This is a genomic window from Loktanella sp. D2R18 (genome assembly GCF_003318235.1).
GTDB lineage: Bacteria > Pseudomonadota > Alphaproteobacteria > Rhodobacterales > Rhodobacteraceae > Yoonia.
In genome coordinates this window covers 170,779-188,744 of the sequence record NZ_QOCG01000011.1, presented here as the reverse complement: position 1 = coordinate 188,744, position 17,966 = coordinate 170,779, and the positions used below count along the sequence as shown (strand labels likewise).

Annotated in this window: 15 protein-coding genes and 1 pseudogene; 5 read left to right on the top strand and 11 right to left on the bottom strand. The window is 54.2% G+C overall.

Going from position 1 to position 17,966, the window contains the following annotated elements; genetic code table 11:
• Positions 1-8: 8 nt before the first annotated feature.
• The 3 genes from DS901_RS07555 to lptF are packed head-to-tail and all read right to left on the bottom strand — an operon-like array spanning position 9 to position 4,329.
• Positions 9-2,108: an LPS-assembly protein LptD gene (locus DS901_RS07555; RefSeq protein ID WP_113776320.1), complete on the bottom strand. Its 2,100-nt coding sequence runs from the start codon at positions 2,106-2,108 to the stop codon at positions 9-11.
• On the bottom strand, positions 2,108-3,202 hold the full coding sequence (gene lptG, locus DS901_RS07550) for an LPS export ABC transporter permease LptG (RefSeq protein ID WP_113776319.1): 1,095 nt from the start codon (positions 3,200-3,202) through the stop codon (positions 2,108-2,110). The genes DS901_RS07555 and lptG overlap by 1 nt, the downstream gene beginning before the upstream one ends.
• Positions 3,199-4,329 carry an LPS export ABC transporter permease LptF gene (lptF, locus tag DS901_RS07545; protein ID WP_113776318.1) on the bottom strand — a complete coding sequence of 377 codons (1,131 nt, stop codon included), beginning with the start codon at positions 4,327-4,329 and terminating at the stop codon, positions 3,199-3,201. The genes lptG and lptF overlap by 4 nt, the downstream gene beginning before the upstream one ends.
• Positions 4,330-4,467: 138 nt before the next feature.
• Here lptF and DS901_RS07540 point away from each other — a divergent pair, with 138 nt between their 5' ends.
• Both DS901_RS07540 and DS901_RS07535 read left to right on the top strand, forming a co-directional pair.
• Positions 4,468-5,934: a leucyl aminopeptidase gene (locus DS901_RS07540; RefSeq protein WP_113776317.1), complete on the top strand. Its 1,467-nt coding sequence runs from the start codon at positions 4,468-4,470 to the stop codon at positions 5,932-5,934.
• Position 5,935: 1 nt separating this feature from the next.
• Positions 5,936-6,391 carry a DNA polymerase III subunit chi gene (locus DS901_RS07535; RefSeq protein WP_113776316.1) on the top strand — a complete coding sequence of 152 codons (456 nt, stop codon included), beginning with the start codon at positions 5,936-5,938 and terminating at the stop codon, positions 6,389-6,391.
• Here DS901_RS07535 and DS901_RS18715 read toward each other — a convergent pair.
• The 3 genes from DS901_RS18715 to DS901_RS07520 all read right to left on the bottom strand — a co-directional run bounded on the left by DS901_RS18715 (position 6,388) and on the right by DS901_RS07520 (position 7,888).
• Positions 6,388-6,528: a hypothetical protein gene (locus DS901_RS18715; RefSeq protein ID WP_181820806.1), complete on the bottom strand. Its 141-nt coding sequence runs from the start codon at positions 6,526-6,528 to the stop codon at positions 6,388-6,390. The two genes, DS901_RS07535 and DS901_RS18715, sit on opposite strands and share 4 nt — an antisense overlap.
• A 142-nt stretch (positions 6,529-6,670) precedes the next feature.
• The gene (locus tag DS901_RS07525) at positions 6,671-7,249 is read right to left on the bottom strand and encodes a retropepsin-like aspartic protease family protein (RefSeq protein WP_113776314.1); all 579 of its coding nucleotides are present in this window, start codon (positions 7,247-7,249) and stop codon (positions 6,671-6,673) included.
• Between the two features lie 9 nt (positions 7,250-7,258).
• Entirely contained in the window at positions 7,259-7,888 is a 630-nt protein-coding gene (locus DS901_RS07520; protein ID WP_113776313.1) for a MarC family protein, read from the bottom strand.
• Between the two features lie 110 nt (positions 7,889-7,998).
• Here DS901_RS07520 and DS901_RS07515 point away from each other — a divergent pair, with 110 nt between their 5' ends.
• Complete coding sequence (locus DS901_RS07515; RefSeq protein ID WP_113776312.1) at positions 7,999-9,171, top strand: hypothetical protein; 1,173 nt, start codon at positions 7,999-8,001, stop codon at positions 9,169-9,171.
• A gap of 10 nt (positions 9,172-9,181) precedes the next feature.
• Here DS901_RS07515 and DS901_RS07510 read toward each other — a convergent pair whose 3' ends face one another.
• Positions 9,182-11,035: an ABC-F family ATP-binding cassette domain-containing protein gene (locus DS901_RS07510; RefSeq protein ID WP_113776535.1), complete on the bottom strand. Its 1,854-nt coding sequence runs from the start codon at positions 11,033-11,035 to the stop codon at positions 9,182-9,184.
• Between the two features lie 135 nt (positions 11,036-11,170).
• Here DS901_RS07510 and DS901_RS07505 point away from each other — a divergent pair, with 135 nt between their 5' ends.
• Together DS901_RS07505 and ndk are read left to right on the top strand one after the other, a co-directional pair.
• Entirely contained in the window at positions 11,171-13,330 is a 2,160-nt protein-coding gene (locus tag DS901_RS07505; protein ID WP_113776311.1) for an esterase-like activity of phytase family protein, read from the top strand.
• A 152-nt stretch (positions 13,331-13,482) separates the two neighbouring features.
• Positions 13,483-13,905, top strand: a complete 423-nt coding sequence (gene ndk / locus DS901_RS07500; protein ID WP_113776310.1) for a nucleoside-diphosphate kinase — start codon at positions 13,483-13,485, stop codon at positions 13,903-13,905.
• Here ndk and DS901_RS07495 read toward each other — a convergent pair.
• From DS901_RS07495 to DS901_RS07480, 4 genes and pseudogenes are all read right to left on the bottom strand, one after another.
• Entirely contained in the window at positions 13,882-14,325 is a 444-nt protein-coding gene (locus DS901_RS07495) for a DUF4112 domain-containing protein (RefSeq protein ID WP_113776309.1), read from the bottom strand. The genes ndk and DS901_RS07495 overlap by 24 nt on opposite strands.
• 45 nt (positions 14,326-14,370) lie before the next feature.
• Complete coding sequence (locus DS901_RS07490) at positions 14,371-14,697, bottom strand: TfoX/Sxy family protein (RefSeq protein WP_113776308.1); 327 nt, start codon at positions 14,695-14,697, stop codon at positions 14,371-14,373.
• Between the two features lie 79 nt (positions 14,698-14,776).
• Positions 14,777-16,876 (bottom strand): DEAD/DEAH box helicase, encoded by a 2,100-nt coding sequence (locus DS901_RS07485; protein WP_113776307.1) that lies wholly within the window; start codon positions 16,874-16,876, stop codon positions 14,777-14,779.
• 98 nt (positions 16,877-16,974) lie between these two features.
• Positions 16,975-17,604 (bottom strand): annotated as a pseudogene (locus DS901_RS07480) (hypothetical protein); the annotation flags it as partial.
• Positions 17,605-17,966: the final 362 nt, after the last annotated feature.

The window sequence follows — 17,966 nt, the reverse complement described above, 5'->3', positions numbered from 1 at the left end:
TCTTGCAATCAGTTTCGGCAACTTGCGACGGTGCCTGCCGCGGAGCGTCCAGCGGAAAAGCCTGTCAAAGAGCCACTTAGCCCAAAAGTCGTACTTGGATCAACTGTACTGGAAGACGTGTAGCTACGCGAGGCAGAAACGTTAATGTTCACACATTCGTTCTGCCATCCCAGCTCAATCCCGGCGCTGACAGGGGAATCAGCTGCGATGTCATAGCGCCCATCCAAATCGACGCGCCAAGCATCCGATAAAACGACCCCCGCATCGACCGTCCAGGCGGATACTGTATCGGTTAGATCTTCATCAGCATCCTCAGATTGCCAAATGTAATTCGCGGCCAATGACACCCGATCATTTTTCCACGCGATCCGCCCATCGGCCACGGTCAGGCCCGTGTTATCATCAAACAGCGCACGGGCATCAAACAAGAAACCACCCGGACTGCTGATTTGTCCGGCGACCAGCCAATCCGATTGCAGCCCATCCAGCCCCGACGAACTTGTGAATGCGGTGTTTTCCGTCTCTCGCAAGACCCGTCCAAATGCCAGCGATGTGTCCAGGCCGGCCGTGCCTATGCGCGTATAGCTTACCCCTAGTGCGACCTGTGCGCCGGTTTCTACGGCGTCCTCGCCGGTGAAGCGTGAGAGGTCTAACAGGTTTCCTTGGTCCAATTCGCTGCGCGTACTGTCCTCATTTGGGGGTGTCTCGCCATAGCTTTCGGCCCAGCCAAGGCTAAGCACCGGCGTGATCAGATGCGCCGCCCCGCCGTCGTTGTCAGCGGCCAATGGCCAACGGACCGTGATCTGCGCGGAAGGTACCGCGCGAAAAATATCGCTGTCATAACTGCTGTCGTCTTGCACGTTGTAATAATCTGCACGGATCCCGGTCTCTGCTCGCAAAACAATGCCACTGCCCAAAATCCAGCTGTCGTCCCAAGTGCTATAGGCGCCTATACGCGACACATCGCGCCCATCGTCGCCATCAGTTGTGTTATAGCGATAGGCGCTATCGATGCTGGCGCCATAGGTCAGCGTGCCGCCCCAACGTTCAGTATCGCGCGCTTCGTACAGCGCATTTGCGACAATAGGTGGCAATGAGGAGTTCGTTTCGTCATCACGCAGCGTTTGATAATATGTTAAAGCAACTTGCGTGAGCGCCGTATCGGTCACGCGGGTCACCGAAACCTCACTATCAAGCCGATCTTTACTCGAATAGCTGTAGTCTTCCAGATAGGCTGTGTCACTGACCGCTTCGACGTCAAAGTCGAGTTTGTAATCGCGGGATAAATCAAAACTTCCAGATGCAAAAATATATGACCGATCTTCATCTTCAAGTGTATCATCACTGGCGGCACCTTCGATGCGCAGGGAGCCTTTGCGAAAGGCTTGACGGTAGATCAGTTCTAGGGTGCGGGTTTCCTCAGAAACATAAGGGGTCACCGTAAGATCACGGGAATCGCCTAAAGTGATGAAATAGGGTACCTTAATCCCTGTGCCTAGCTGCGTGTTGTTACGCTGTTCTGGGATCAAAAACCCAGTTGCGCGCTCAAGGTTAGGATCGGGAAGGCGCAATGTTGGCAGCCAGAACACGGGTATGTCGCGGATCAAAAGTGTGGCATTGTCTAAATAGAGCTGCTGTTCCACGCTATCGTGTACGACACGCTGGGCCCGGATTGACCAAAGCGGCGCTGCGTCCCCACATACCTGACACGATGTCGCAACAGTTTTGTAGAGCTGCCAATAGCGCCCGTCGTGGCGGTCAATTTGATTCGCGACCAGTTGAAGCTGTTGATCCAATACAATGCGCGCCCCCTGAAGAATGCCGTTTTCGAGCGTTGGGTCCAGCGCGCCGCTTTGCGCCATCAGCAGTGTCCCATCGGACGTTTGAATGACAATCGGCCCCGTGACCGTTAGCCGGTCACCCGCCGGGTCATAGGTAATTTCGGTCGCCGTCAGCCGGGTTCCTTCATATAGAACCTCGATATTCCCTGTGGCAATGAGCTGCTGATCATCGGTGACCCGCACGCTGTCGGCGACCAAGGTTGCAGCCCCTTGCGCGAGGCTGGTCTGCGGCAAAAGCAGTAGTAGTAAGAACGTAATCAGGCGCATTAGCCGTCCTCATTGTGGAGCAAAATACCCAAAGCAATGCCAATCGCCGCGAATGGCGGCGCCCATGCTGCGAGCACCGCTGGCAATTGGCCGTTTTCGCCCAAGACCTGCGCAAAATTGCGAATGAAATAGATCACGAAGGCCAGCAAAATCGCAAACATCACCATCAACCCGGTACGTCCGCCGCGTTGGTGGCGCAGTGTAAACGCCGCGCCAATCATGACCATGGCGACCAAAAAGAAAGGCAATGCCAATTCGGTGTGGAACCAGACCAGATGCCGCTGCGCCGAAAACCCGGCGGCGTGGAGCCGTTCAATAAACGCAGGCAATTCCCATATCGGGATAGACGCGGGCGTGCCGAAACTGTCGCGAATTTGATCCGGGGTCAGGGTCGATACGACATTGAGGCTGGGATGTAGCATCGCCGCCGCCTCTGCATTGACGCCAGTGTCAAAAAACCATTGTTTTGCGTCTGTCAGCGCCCAAGCGCCCGGCACAAGCTCTGCGGTTTTGGCGTTGACGCGTTGGGTTGGGGTGCCGTCAGGGCCAAAGCGAAAAAAGCTCACTTCGGTTAGAACAGTTCCGTCCAAATTCGCACTTTGCGCCCGGATGACCGTTTGGCCCGCATCGGTGCCCTGCCGAAGCCAAAGCCCGGATGACCCAACCGACAACACAGAATTATTCCCACGCAATGCGCCAGACCGAAGTTCATATTCTTTCGACGTACTCGCTACGATCGGATTTCCGATCGCAACGGCAACGACCCCGATCATCAACGCGACAAACAATGGGGCGGCAAGGGCCCGCAGGGCTGACCGTCCCGCGGCACGGGTGACAACCATTTCCGATGAACGCGCCAGCCCTAGAAACAGTGCGATTGCGGCAAGGATCATAATCAAAGGCATAATCTGATACACACCCGCTGGGATGTTCAGCAGCGTGAGAGTCAAAATTTCAAAAATATTTGCATCGGCTGTCGCGTAGCGGCGCAATTGTTCGACAATGTCCAAAAACATCATGATCACAAAAAACACGCCCAAGACGCCCAAAAACGTCATTAAAAAACGGCGCGCAAAATAGCGGTGTAAGATCATTGCGCGCCCTCTGGCTTACGGCGTCGCTTAAACAAATGCGGCCGCGTGGCCCAAAATAGTAAGAACCAGATGATCGCAAACCCGGCAACCGCCGGCAAATAGGTGGCAAACCACAGGCTTTCAGAACTGCGCGCAGCATTGATCCCGGCTGTTTCCATGGCTTTGACGACGACAATCAAGAAGATTGCCGCAACAATTTGGCGCCAAACCCCAAAGCGGCTAAATCCGCCAATCAAAAGCGTCGCAAATCCAAGCATTGCGGCAACCGTGCCTAGCAAAGATTGGCTGAACCTATCATGCCCGCGCGCAATAAGCCGTGCTGCACTGCGTCGCGTTTCCGCAATGATTTCCGGGGTAGGGTTCAAGAGTTCCCAAGTCGACAGATGCGCATCCCTTCGGCCACTGGATTCGCTGGTGGTGATCAGGCTTCCGATATTATAGGCGAAATCGTCAAAGGCGGTTGTCGTCAGACGTTTGGTGCCAGTGTCAAACACCTGCACAAGCCCTTCTATCATTACTAATTGCGTCTCATCCGTATCGTTTACAAGAAATGCGCGCGTGGCGGTATAGGTCACCTGTTCATCATCAGATCTCGTGTCCGATAGGAAGATGTCTTGGAGTTCACCTGCTGTTGTGATGTCGCGAATATAGAAGGTGATCCCTTTGACGGGTTCAATAAACCGGCCCTCTGTCAGTAGCCGCGCGGTGATGTTACGCGAAATATCGGCTTGGCGTTCTTCCAATCGCGCAGAGCTAAGCGGCACAAGATAATGCATCAACACGGACATAAAAATTGCAACAATAATCCCAAAATAGAACACAGGGCGCGCAAGCCGAAAGGCGGAATAGCCGGTGGCTTGCACCACGACGAGTTCAGATTCGGTTGTCATCCGATTGGTCACATAGACAGATGCTGCAAAGGCCGCCAATGGTAGGGCCAGCCGGATCACAGATGGCAAAGACAGCGCCGTAAATTCAAGAAACACCCCAGCCGATTGCCCGTCCGCGATCAATTGATCGAACAAAACAACGGCTCGATTGATCCAATAGATCAACACCAACACAAGGCTAAAAAAGCCAAACATCACCATCAATTGTGACAGTAAATATCTGTCGAACTTGGCCAATGGCAGATCCTTGTTTGCGCGTGTCGCCTAAATTTCGCTCAAGCTACCGCATCGGTGCGGCAGATTGAACAGCTATCTGGTATTTGCGCATCGTGCGGGCTACCTATGTTGAAATGATCTTCGCGCCAAGGAGCCGCCATGACAACGCCAGCAGAAATTCAGTTTAAAGACGTCGATCTTGATGGGATCGCAACGGCCAGCGGTGCGGTTGCGATTTTTTTGGGTGCAGATGGAAAAATAGATGCAGGGGCGCGCAAAGCAAATACTTTGACGCGCAAGGCAGTGGCACGATTCGCGGAAAGCGAAAAATTTGAAAAAATGGCCGCTGGCGATGTCGCGACAATCGCTTATCCCGCTGGATTGACTGCTGAAACCCTCTTGGTCGTAAAGCTTTCTCGGCGTCCGTCATCACAAGAGGCGCGCAAAGCGGGCGCGCAATTGGCCAAAGCGCAAGGCAACGCGGATTTGACCGTATGCGCCGGAAGCATCGCACGTGCGGATGAAATCGCACTGGGGCTGGCACTGCGCGATTACCGTTTTGACAGCCATAAAACAGCCGAGAAGCCAAGCAAAGGTGCGGTTACATTCATGGTCGCCAAACCCGAAGAGGTCGCGAAATCCGCTGCCCCCATGGCCGCAATTGCCGAAGGGGTGTTCTTTACCCGCGATCTGACCAATGAGCCTGCGAATATCTTAACCACCGATGATTTTGCTGCGCGGCTGGCGGCCATGCACGAGCTTGGGCTTGAAGTCGAAATTCTTGAAGAAGACGATCTTGAACGGCTTGGCATGGGCAGTTTGCTCTGTGTTGGGCAAGGGTCTGACAGCCCCAGCAAGGTGGTGGTGATGTCGTGGAACGGCGGCGACGATGAAGCCCCGTTCGCATTGGTTGGCAAAGGTGTGGTGTTTGATACGGGCGGGATCAGCCTCAAACCGGCGGGAGGCATGGAAGATATGACCATGGACATGGGCGGCGCTGGCGTCGTTTCTGGTGTGATGCGCACATTGGCGCTGCGCAAGGCCAAGGCGAATGTCGTCGGCTTAGTTGGGCTGGTCGAAAACATGCCCTCTGGAAACGCCGTACGCCCCGGCGATGTGGTCACATCGATGAAGGGCGACACAATCGAGGTCATCAATACTGATGCCGAAGGCCGTTTGGTGCTGGCTGACGTGATGTGGTATGCGCAAGAGCGGTTTAAACCTGTCGGCATGATCAATCTGGCGACGTTGACAGGGGCGATTTTGGTGGCCTTGGGGCATGAAAACGCCGGAGTCTTTTCAAATTCCGACGAGCTGTCTGATGCGTTTATCAAAGCGGCGGGTTCTGAGGGCGAAGGCGCGTGGCGGATGCCGATGGGCAAAGCCTATGATGATCTGCTGAAATCACGGGTTGCAGATATGAAGAATATTGGCGGACGGATGGCGGGTTCCATTACGGCGGCGCAATTCTTGCAACGGTTTGTCAAAGAAGATGTGCCGTGGTGCCATTTGGATATCGCTGGTGTGGCCAGCGTCAAATCCGAAACAGCGCTTGCGCCTGCGGGGGCAACAGGGTGGGGCGTCATGGCGCTCAACCGTTTGATTGCCGATAAATACGAGGGCTGATATGGGCGCGGCCTATTTCTATCAGCTTAAAGATAGCCCGCTTGATGTAACCTTGCCGATGTTGGTCGGCAAGGCGCGCGCGGCAGGCTGGCGGGTGTTGATCCGTGCGGTGAACCCGAAGCTATGCGCGCGTTTAGATGAAATTTTATGGCAAGGGCCCGAGGCTGCGTTTTTGCCGCATGGGGTCGCGGGCGGCGCCCATGATGCGGACCAACCCATATTGATCGGGGATGCCCCGGCAACGGGGTTCGATTGCGTGATTTGCGTCGATGGCGCAGCGCTGACACAGGCGGAGGTCGACGACGCAGAACGCGCTTGCGTGTTGTTTGACGGCTGGGATGAGGCCGCGTTGAGCCATGCGCGCAGCCAGTGGAAAACACTGACAGATGCGGGATGCGCGGCGCAATACTGGGCGCAAGAAGACGGGCGTTGGGCGATGAAAGCGCAAAAAGGCTAACCGCCGCAGATCGTGCGCAGCATATCCGAGAACCAAAGATTACCCTGCACCCATTGCGCTGCCGCAAGCGTAAAACAAAACGTGCAACTTGCGAGCACCGCAATCGCAGCCGGGTCAGGGGTGGCGTATTTCTCCATCCCAAAAGTATTGCGGGAAATGGATTAACGACTGGTAAAACTCAGTCGGTTTAAAACGCAAAACTTGAATCGAAATCTTCGGGTAATTCCGTCGGTGCAGGGGCGCATGCCGCCAGTGCTAAGAGCGCAATTATAATGTATTTCATCGGGTTAGGACCATTTGATTATTGGTAATTTCGATATGTGAAAATCGATTAAGATAGGTCATGCCAAGCAGTGAAATATCCGTCTCTCCGCCGTTGACGACCGCATCTACATTCTGATCAACATAGCGACCAAGGGCCACGTTTTCGAGCGTAACCGCTGCAGTCCTGACGCGCCCATTGGCCGTCATCGCAGAACCGAAATAGTGTAGCGTGTCAGGATCAATCCCAAGCGATTCTGCATCCGCTTGTGTCAGCACAACCTGGCTTGCGCCCGTGTCGATGACAAAGGCGATAGGGATGCCGTCAATCAAGAGATCCAGATGGTAATGCCCGTCACCGGCGCGTGGGACACTGATCCGCCCGTCTGCCAAAGTGGCCTGCTGCCCCGTCACGTCGCGGCTGATATCTTCCCAAAGCCCGTAAGCCCCAATCACCCCCAAAAAGATAAACAGCCAAATCAGGGCTTGCTGGAGCGATTTGCCTAGGTTTTCGCGACTTGAAACCAGCACGGACCCCACAATCGCAAGACCTAAGATGCCCAGATATATCGCGCGTGCTATTTGGTCGCCGGTCATGATCTTTCCCTAACCGCCAATACCAAAACCGCGCAGCCCATCCAAAATGAATTGTACCGCAAGCGCGGCCAAGAGCATCCCCAAAACCCGGGTCAGAATATTCAAACCGGTTTTGCCCAAAGCGCGTTCAATGGCGTTGGAGGCCAAAAACGCCAGCAGGACGATCAGCAATACCGCTAAGATCACGCCGGTAATAGCCACAAAATCACTTGCCCGTTGGGCTTGGCCCGCGAGCAGAATGATCGTGGTAATCGCGCCGGGGCCTACGATCAGTGGCAAAGCTAACGGAAACACCGATGGGTCATCGTGGTGTTCGTCCAGCCCTTCGGCAGCGTTATCTTCGCGGCGGGCTTGGCGTTTTTGAAACAGCATTTCAAGTGCGGTCAAAAACAACAATATTCCGCCCGCAATGCGGAACGCATCCATTGAGATGCCAATAAAACCAAGCACGGCCTCGCCCAAGAATAAAAACACCATCATCAGACCGGCAGAGACAAGGCAAGCCCGGATCGCAATCGCGCGTCGTTGGGCGGCGGACATGCCTTGGGTCATGGCAATAAACACCGGCGCAAGCCCCGGTGGATCGATGATGATAAACATCGTGGTAAATGCGGCGATGAGGGCTGTCATGTCTGTCATACGGCGACAATCGTTTGTTTGGCGGTGATGCGCAAGCAGGTTGAATAGAGGGCGTTCGCGCCATAGGTGTATTATGCCACAATTTGATAAAGTGAATTTGGAGAGACGCCATGCGCAAAGCGCTATCAGCCATATTTGCAAGCTTTCTGATATCACAACCTGCCGACGCGCAGCCGATCCCCGGGGCTGACGATCCTGCATTGCTGATCGCAGCACAACGGTGGCTGGACAGTGAAAACCCTGTTGAAGACATCTGGGCTTTGGGTGAAATCGCCGCTGATGGGAATATTGCCGCCCGCATGTTCGTCACCCGAATAATGCGTTCGGTTCATATGGATATAGACTTTCCAGAATTTGATCACGATGAACGAAAGGCGTTGGTTCCTGCGGATCGGTCAGGCGCGCGAACGACGATATCTTCACCATATTATGTTGATTGGGACGTGGTTCCCGCGATGGTCGCACTTAGAGAAATTGATCATGCAGATGATATTGAAACCTGGATCGCGTTGGCAGAACGCACATGGGCCGCTGGGTATCAGCCACGTGTGCTAAAAACTTTGGGAAGGGATAGGCGTTTGTTGGAAATCGACATTGCGCGCTATCTTGAAACAAGATTTCCCTTAGATATGGAGATACGCGCAACTGTTTGGTGGATTCGCATGTTCCACGCGGGTCTTGTCGAGGCTAACAACTTTCTTGAGCCGGGCGAAGCGGAAGCGATCGTCGCGCATTGGGGCGGCTTACCTTGGCGCGCCGAGGACACGCACGCGTTAGATGATGCCCTGCGCGATGGGCGTTGGCACGCTGTTCGATTTCTTGCGTATCTACCCAATTTTCGACCTGCAATCATCGAAGACCTTAGGTATGCGGAACAGCATGAAAAAGTAGCCGAATTCTATCTGCAAACGATTATGGTTAGAGACAGTAATCCGGGTTTTTTGGAGGGGGACGAGAGGTTAGTCACGATGGGCGACCTATTGATCGCAGAGGCAGAACATACGACTTTATTGCGCCCATTGGTGACAGTTTGCGAACGTTTATGCGGGGCAGAAATCGCGGATTGCGTCGCGCGTGGAGAGATTCTCGGACTTGACCGATTTACCCGCAGTTTTTTCAGTGGCGGGTTGATCGCGTCAAGCGATTATAACACTTCGGAACGGGCCGTTTCGGCGCTGATGAAAGGCTTGTCGAATATGGCCGCCCGAGAAGAACCATATATGACCAATGGATTGCTGCCGCAGTGTTTAACAGATACGGCAGTCGCATTGAGCGATGAATAGCGTGGTTGAACTACGCTTTTTCAGCCTTCTCCAACCGTTCCAGCGCCGCCATCCACATGGTTTCGGCGCGCTCGTGGGCTTCCATGACTTCGGCGTATTTCTTGTTCCAAGTGGCCAATTCGCCAGCTTTGCCATCCTCATAGAGCGCAGGGTCAGCGAGTTTTTTGGCGAGCTTGTCGCGCATGTCGTTGATTTTCTTGACGCGCTCTTCGTTTTTGCGCACGTCGCTGCGCATCGCTTGGATCTTTTCGCGGCTTGGTTTGGCTGGTTTAACCGGTTTGGGCTTTTCTTTTTCGACGGCTTTTTCAGGCGTCAAAAGCAGTTTGCGGTAGGCTTGCAGATCTTCGTCGTAGGGGTTCACGTGCCCGTCTTTGACAAGCCACAAACGATCCGCGACCATCGACAATAGATGCATATCGTGACTGACAAGGATTACAGCGCCTGAATAGGCGGTCAGCGCTTCGACTAGCGCTTCGCGGCTTTCGATATCAAGGTGGTTTGTCGGCTCATCGAGGATCAGTAGGTGCGGAGCGGGCAGGGTGGCAAGCAGCAGTGACAGACGCGCCTTTTGTCCACCTGACAGACGTCCGACTTCGGTGTCGGCCTGATCTGCCCCCAGTCCAAAGCCTGCTAAACGTGCGCGCAGTTTGGCCTGACCTTCATAGGCGCGTTCGCGCATCAGGTGGTCCAGCGGAGTTTCATCAATATAGAGTTCATCGACTTGGTGTTGCGCAAAAAAGCCGATGCGCAGCTTGTTTGACGTCACCATTTTGCCGTTCATCACATCAAGGCGACCTGATAGCATCTTGGAAAGTGTTGATTTCCCTTCGCCGTTGCGCCCCAAAAGCGCGATCCTGTCGTCTTGGTCAATGCGCAGGTTCAGGTCGCGCAAAATGACAGCTTCGCCGTAACCGACAGACGCGGCTTCGGTCGCGATGATGGGCGGCGATAGTTCTTCGGGTTCGGGAAATGTGAACACGGTGCGCGCGGCATCTTCGGGCGCGCGGATGGTTTCCATTTTTTCAAGCGCCTTGACGCGTGATTGAGCTTGCTTTGCCTTCGATGCTTTGGCTTTGAACCTGTCAACAAAAGCTTGCAAATGCTGACGCTGTGCGTCTTGTTTCTTAGCTGCGGCCGCAACAACGGCGCGGTTGGCAGCACGCTGTTTGGCAAACATATCGTAGGTGCCAGTATAATAAATCAGCCCCTTGTCTTCGAGATGCAAAATCCCCCCGACAGAGCGGTTCAGCAGTTCACGGTCGTGGCTGACGATCAGCACTGTATGCGGGTATTTGACGAGGTATGCTTCGAGCCATAGTGCGCCTTCGAGATCAAGATAGTTGGTCGGCTCGTCGAGCAGTAGCAGATCAGGTTCTGAAAACAGCACCGCAGCCAAGGCTACACGCATGCGCCAGCCGCCCGAAAACGCAGAACAGGGCTGCTGTTGTTCTTCGTGCGTAAATCCAAGCCCCTTAAGGATCGTCGCGGCACGTGCTTCGGCGGACCATGCATCAATATCGGCAAGTCGCGTTTGCACTTCGGCGATACGGTCGGGATCGGTCGCTGTTTCTGCTTCAGCCATCAGCGCTTCGCGTTCGGTATCGGCGCGCAGTACGGTGTCGATCAGTGACACTTCGTTACCGGGGACTTCCTGGCTGACGCCACCAATTTTCCATCCGCGTGGGATTGTCACGGTGCCGGTATCAAGCACCATTTCCCCGCGAATAATGCGGAACAATGTTGTCTTGCCCGAACCGTTACGCCCCACTAGGCCAACCTTATGGCCCGTCGGGATGGTGACGGTGGCATGTTCGACCAATGTGCGGCCTTCGACGGAGTATGTGATGTCAGATATTTTAAGCATAAAAGCGCTATGCGCGATCATGCGGGCGGGGTCAATCAGATGATTTCGTGCGGGTCATGAAAACGTCACGCAACGGTTACCGAACTGTAACGCAGCAGCGGCATGGGAAGGGGATAATTAACCCTGAGGATCATCATGACCTATCGTTTTTGTTGCCTGACTTCTGTTTTGGCTTTGACCGCTGGCCTAGCGCAGGCTGATTCATTTAACCGTATCGCATCATTCCCAACCCATATGAACATTGCTGATGGTGATCACGCGGTTGAAACATCCGCCGAGATCATCGCCGCCACCGCCGATGGCATGACTTTGGTGTACACAGACAGCCCACTGGGGGTGATTGGGCGTATCGATATTACAGACCCGGCCAACCCTGCGCCGCTTGGCAATGTTGATATGAACGGCGAGCCTACGTCTGTTGGGATTGTTGGCAATGCGGCATTTGTGGGTGTGAACACCTCTGAAAGCTATACGGCGCCATCTGGTCGTTTGGCCGTTGTGGACATCGTCACTGGTGAAGAACTGGCAAGCTGCGAACTGCCCGGCCAGCCTGACAGCATTGCGGTTGCTAAGGACGGGTCATTTGTTGCGATTGCGATTGAAAACGAACGTGACGAAGATCTGGGCGATGGCCGTACCGGCCAATTGCCTGCTGGTGCGCTTAGCTTGGTTCAAATCGCGGATGGCGTCGCTGATTGCGGCACGCTGATCAATGTCACGATGACCGATTTGGCCGAAATCAGCCCCGAAGACCCCGAGCCAGAGTTTGTGGACATCAACAGCGCAGGTGACGTGATCGTCAGCATGCAAGAAAATAACCATATGGTGGTTGTTGGCCGCGATGGCGTGATCAAAAACCACTTTAGCGCGGGCACCGTTGATCTGGAAAACATTGATGCCACGGATGAACGCGCCGCATTGCTATTCACCGAAAGCCAATCTGATCTGCCGCGTGAACCCGACGCGGTCAAATGGATCGATGACACGCATTTCGCGACCGCGAATGAGGGCGACATGGATGGCGGCACGCGCGGTTGGACTATTTTCAACGCAGACGGCACAGTCGTTTATGATGCGGGTACGTCTTTTGAATATGCTGTCGTTCAGGCCGGGCACTACCCTGACAAACGCTCTGATAGCAAAGGCGTCGAGCCTGAATCAATTGAAACCGCCACCTTTGGCGATACGCCGATGGTCTTTGTCGGCGCAGAACGCGCGTCGATGGTTGGGGTGTATGACGTGTCCGACCTGTCGGCCCCAGTGCTGACCCAGCTTTTGCCATCAGGCATCGGGCCAGAAGGTTATGTTGCGATTCCATCGCGGAACCTGCTTGTATCGGCAAACGAAGTTGATCTGATCGCAGATGGCGGCGTGCGCAGCCATGTGATGATCTTTGAATATTCAGATGCAGAGGCCACGTACCCGATGATCACATCAGCGGGCGCCGACAGCCTGATCGGTTGGGGTGCGCTTTCTGGGCTGGCCGCGGTGGATGACACCTCATTGGTTGCTGTGAATGATAGCTTCTACAGCTATCAGCCAACGATCTTTACCGTGGATGTCAGTGCGACACCTGCGCAGATCACCTCGGCCATTCCTGTTACGCGCGGTGGATACCCGGCGCAAAAGATGGACATGGAAGGGATCGCCGTTGACGGGCAGGGCGGTTATTGGATTGCCTCTGAAGGCCGGATCGACCGCAACGTGCCACATGCAATCTACCATGTGGATGCAGAAGGGGCTATTGACGAAGAAATCGGTTTGCCAAACGCATTGCTGGGCGTGCAGAAACGCTTTGGTTTTGAAGGGATCACCCTTGTCGGTGATACGCTTTGGATGGCCGTGCAGCGCGAATGGGAAGACGATGCCGCTGGTTTGGTAAAACTGGTCGCCTATAACCTTGAGACAGAGGAATGGGGCGCGGTGCATTATCCGCTTGAGACGCCGGAAACCGGCTGGATCGGCCTATCAGAAATCGTGGCTCAGGGCGATTATGTTTACCTGATTGAGCGCGACAATCAGATCGGGGCCAACGCGGTGATCAAACAAATCACCCGCGTTTCGCTTGATCAAATGGTGCCTGCACCATTAGGCAGCGATCTGCCCGTCGTCACAAAAGACGTTGTGCGTGATTTGATCCCTGATTTGACCTCAACCGGTGGCTATGTGCTTGATAAAATTGAAGGCCTGACATTCACGCCAAACGGCACCGCCTATGTTGTGACCGACAATGACGGCGTCGATGATCATTCTGGCGAGACAATGTTCTGGGCGCTGGACGGTTTAAGCGACTAAGTCTTCGTCACCTGATCTACATACGGCCGCCTGATCGCCTCGGGCGGCCGTATTCGTTTTAAGACGGACATTATCCTACCTCTTTTCACTTCGGGCAGCCCATGTTAGGGGGTGCCACAAAGTAAACCCACCGACATGAAAGACCTAAAAACATGGCTATTCAACGCACATTTTCGATCATTAAACCAGACGCAACAAAGCGTAACCTAACTGGCGCAATCGCCGCGAAATTCGAAGAAGCTGGCCTGCGCATCGTCGCGTCTAAGCGTATTCAGATGACTTTGGCACAAGCAGAAACATTTTACGGTGTGCACTCTGAGCGTCCATTTTTTGGTGAACTGTGTGAATTCATGATCTCTGAGCCAATCGTTGTTCAGGTTCTTGAAGGCGAAGACGCAATTGCGAAAAACCGCGAAGTTATGGGCGCAACAAACCCTGCAGACGCAGCCGATGGCACAATCCGTAAAGAGTTCGCACTGTCTATCGGTGAAAACTCTGTTCACGGGTCTGACGCACCAGAAACAGCAGCAGAAGAAATCGCATTCTTCTTCTCAGGTCTTGAACTGGTTGGCTAATCCGCCAAGTAGGTTAGGGGTATCCCAACCAATATCTTTCCCGGCCGTCCGCACCTCTTTGGCGCGGGCGGCTTTTTTGTTCAGATTGATTTCAAGGGCGCGATAGTTGCGAATATTCGCATTGTAGAGCACATCAAAGATGTCTCCGATCAAGGGGATGCTGCCAATCACAAAATCGACCAACGTATTCAGCCCCATGTAGGCAAGCGTACCGGGTGTTGCACCCAAGCGGTGTGCTTGTTTGATCATCCACAACGATGGGATCAGTGCGGCGATGTCACCGATAACAGGTACAAGACCCAAAATGTTGTCGAGACCTACAGAAATATTGGTACGCGGAATGTTGAAAAGGGCATCCATACGCTGTGCAGTTTTACGCAGGCGGGACAGTTCATAATTCATATCTTGTTCAATGTTCATATTGTTAACATAAACGATTCGCACATAAATGTGAATGGTGTTTACTTAGTCGCGCGCAATCACTCCGATTTGATTTAAAAACCGTTCAAGTTCAGAATGTTCCGCGTCAAAGCTGCTCTCTTTGATCTGATCGAATGATTGACGCAAGGCTTTCTTTTCATCGCCTTTGCAATCGTTCCACGGGCGGCCCTGCAGGGCCATATGCAACACATAATAGCTGATGAAGTGCGGGCGACCGCCGTTTTCCAGCAATCGCCGATATGCTGCATCCGCGCCCAGTTCGCGCAGCTGTTCGGCTGTCGTAATTCCCGCAGCGGTCAACGATTTTTCAAACGCGGGGCCGATGTTTTTGATGGATGTCAGCGCTGTCATGGGGGCAGTTTATTCATGGGCCGTGCGGATGCCCAGAAAAATTCAGCCGCATCCTTGTGGGATACGGCTGAAGATTGATTTAGCTACGTGGCTTGCGCGGTTTACTTTTGCCGCCGGGCGGGGTGAACCGTTTGGAGGTGTCATTTGCTTTTGACCGTGGTTTACCGCCCGGTTTGCCACTATCGGACTTACCTTTATAGGCGGGCTTCCCGCCATCAGATTTACCCTTATACGGGGGCTTTCCGCCGTCTGATTTTGCCTTGTATGGTGGCTTGCCACGTTTCGCGACTAGCGCATCACCGTGATCTTTGCGGGCCGGTTTATGCCGCGGTTTGCGCGGGCTGTAATCATCGGCTGCACCCGGTACAGGCTGGATTGCCGCAACATCATGCTGTGATGATGGCGGCGGGGCGCCACGATCGCGCGGCGCGGCGCGTTTTGGCTTATCACCGTAGTCACGTTTTGGTTTATCACCATAATCGCGCTTTGGTTTGTCACCAAAATCTCGTTTCGGGCGGTCATCATAGTCGCGTTTGGTTTTACGCGGCCCACGTTCGCCCAGCTGTGGTGCGCCATCAAGTGCGGTTAAATTAGCTTGGTTTTCAAGCTTCATGTCCCCGCCAACAGCCTTAAGGAACCCTGCGACCGCAGGTTCCGAAATCTCAACAAAGGTTTCATTTGGCTGAATACGGATCGCGCCAATTTCATTCTTAGTGATCCCGCCAGCCTTACAGATCATTGGCAGCAACCAACGGGCTTCGGCCTTGCCTTCGCGGCCAACATCGACGCTGAACCATTTGGACGGGCCAAATGCCTTATGCTCGCGTGGGGCGCGTTCGGGACGATCACCGCGTTCGCCGCGTTGTGGACCGTCTTTGTATTCTGATAGATGCTCGGGCGCGGATTGCTTGCCCGCGTATAGACGCAGATAGGCTGCCGCGATTTTTTCAGGCGCGTGTTGGGCCAATAGGCGTGTTGCGAACTCTTGTTCGCTCTCATTGAATTCTTCGGACCAAACCGGGTCGTTCAACAGGCGTTCCTCGTCGCGTGCTTTAACCTCATCGGCGGTGGGGGGCACGGCCCAAGTTGCTGTCAGCTTGCCCCATTTGAGCAGGTTTTCAGCGCGGCGGCGCATTTTTGCAGGGGCAATCAGTGCAGAAATACCCTTGCGGCCCGCGCGACCGGTCCGGCCAGACCGGTGCAGCAATGTTTCCGCGTTTGTCGGTAATTCGGCGTGGATAACCAGTTCAAGGTTCGGCAAGTCAATCCCGCGTGCTGCAACATCTGTCGCTACACAAACCCGCGCACGCCCGTCGCGCATGGCTTGCAGCGCATGTGAGCGTTCATTTTGGGACAGCTCACCCGACAGGGCCACTGTCGCAAAGCCACGGTTTGAAAGCCGTGTTGTCAAACGTGTGACAGAGGCACGAGTGTTACAGAACACAATTGCATTGGGGGCATCATAGAACCGCAGGCAGTTGATGATCGCGGCGTCAATATCGTGGTTGGCAACAGTCAACGCACGGTATTCAATATCGCTGTGTTGCTTTTCTTTGGTTGCTGTGGCTATGCGAATGGAATCGCGCTGGTAGGATTTCGCGAGCTTTGCAATCATCGGCGGCACTGTCGCCGAGAACATCAGCGTGCGGCGTGTTTCAGGCGCTTCGCCCAAAATAAATTCAAGATCTTCGCGGAACCCAAGGTCAAGCATTTCATCTGCTTCGTCCAAAACGATCGCGCGCATATCAGACATATCAAGGCTGCCGCGCATGATGTGGTCTTTTAACCGGCCCGGTGTTGCGACAACGATATGCGCGCCACGATCCAGCGCGCGGCGTTCATCGCGCATATCCATCCCACCAACGGTCGATGCCATCGTCACGCCTGCGCTTGCATAAAGCCATTGCAATTCGCGTTTCACTTGCAAAGCCAGTTCGCGTGTTGGTGCGATGACTAATGCGAGCGGGCGACCCGCAGGGCCAAAGTGGCCATCTTCGCCCAAGATTGTCGGCCCAATCGCAAGCCCGAAACCAACGGTTTTTCCCGACCCGGTCTGGGCGGAAACCAACAGGTCTTGCCCTTCTAATTCGGGCGCGGTGACCGCCTCTTGTACGGGGGTCAAATCTGTGTAGCCTTGTTTGGCTAGGGCATCGGCAAGGGTCTGGATCATCGTTGTCATCGGGTGGCTTTCTGGCGGGTAAGCGTGCGCACTACGCCGACACGACGCATTTGTATAGGGGTTGCGCGGGATTTCGCGCCGATTTTAAATACAACAGGCTAAGAAAACGTCTTTTGGCGCGCCGTCATCTGCACCCTTGCCTGATCATCATAGTCGTAGGATTTGCCAAAAAAACCATCGACGGGCTGTGGCCCCGCTGACACTGCATATCCCGACCCGTCGTCGTCGGTTTCGAGCATGTAGCGCACGCGTTCCAAACCGGTAGGGGTATAGGTTGCACCAGCCGCGACATGGGTGGTGGTGTCATCGTAGATTTCGGTCAATCGTTCGTTAATGTTGCCAGAACTGATTTTGGCCCCCGAGACAACCACGGCGGTGGCTTGCCAAAATCCGGGGACGCGCCGCCGGAAGGTAAAGGGCGCGTTGAGTGTCGGATCATAGGCGAGCGCTGCTTCGACGTGTTTGCGGTATCTGTTTTGTGTATCATATAGCCGCGTCACAAGCACCGAAGGGAGAACTGTATAGGTGCTATCTGGGTATTGCACGCGCACGGTGTATTTGATTTGCGCGCCAGCTTTCACGGCCCTGACAATTGGGTTTTCAAGTGCACTAGTGTAAATGGGCGAATTGAAGGTAGAGACCTGCGGAACAAGGTTCCAGTCTTCATAGAGACTGAACGCCTTTTTACTATCCATCAATTGGTCTCCAACCATATGGCCGCCGTTGAACTTGCTGCCGTTCCCTGACGAAGATCACCTCTTCGTCGTAGCCAAACCGGCCAAATATTGTTTCACCTGTCCCCGATCGACCCGTGCCTCGTTGAACGCTGGTTAATGCCTCAACTGTTCCGGCGCGCATATAGGTGTCTTCCGCGTATTGGGTCCACAGCTTTTCTGATCCCGGGTTTTCAGGAACCGTTGATGTCAAAGCGGTACCGTCATTTTTTTCTTTTTCTTCTTTGGCGCCCCAGCCGTGGTCACGGGCGAGGATGCAAATGTTGGTACGCCGTTAAATCGAGCCTCAATTTGGTCAAAGGCCTGCTTTCCCCGGGCCTCATGGGGGCCATCGTATTGGGTCGCCCGAATGTAAT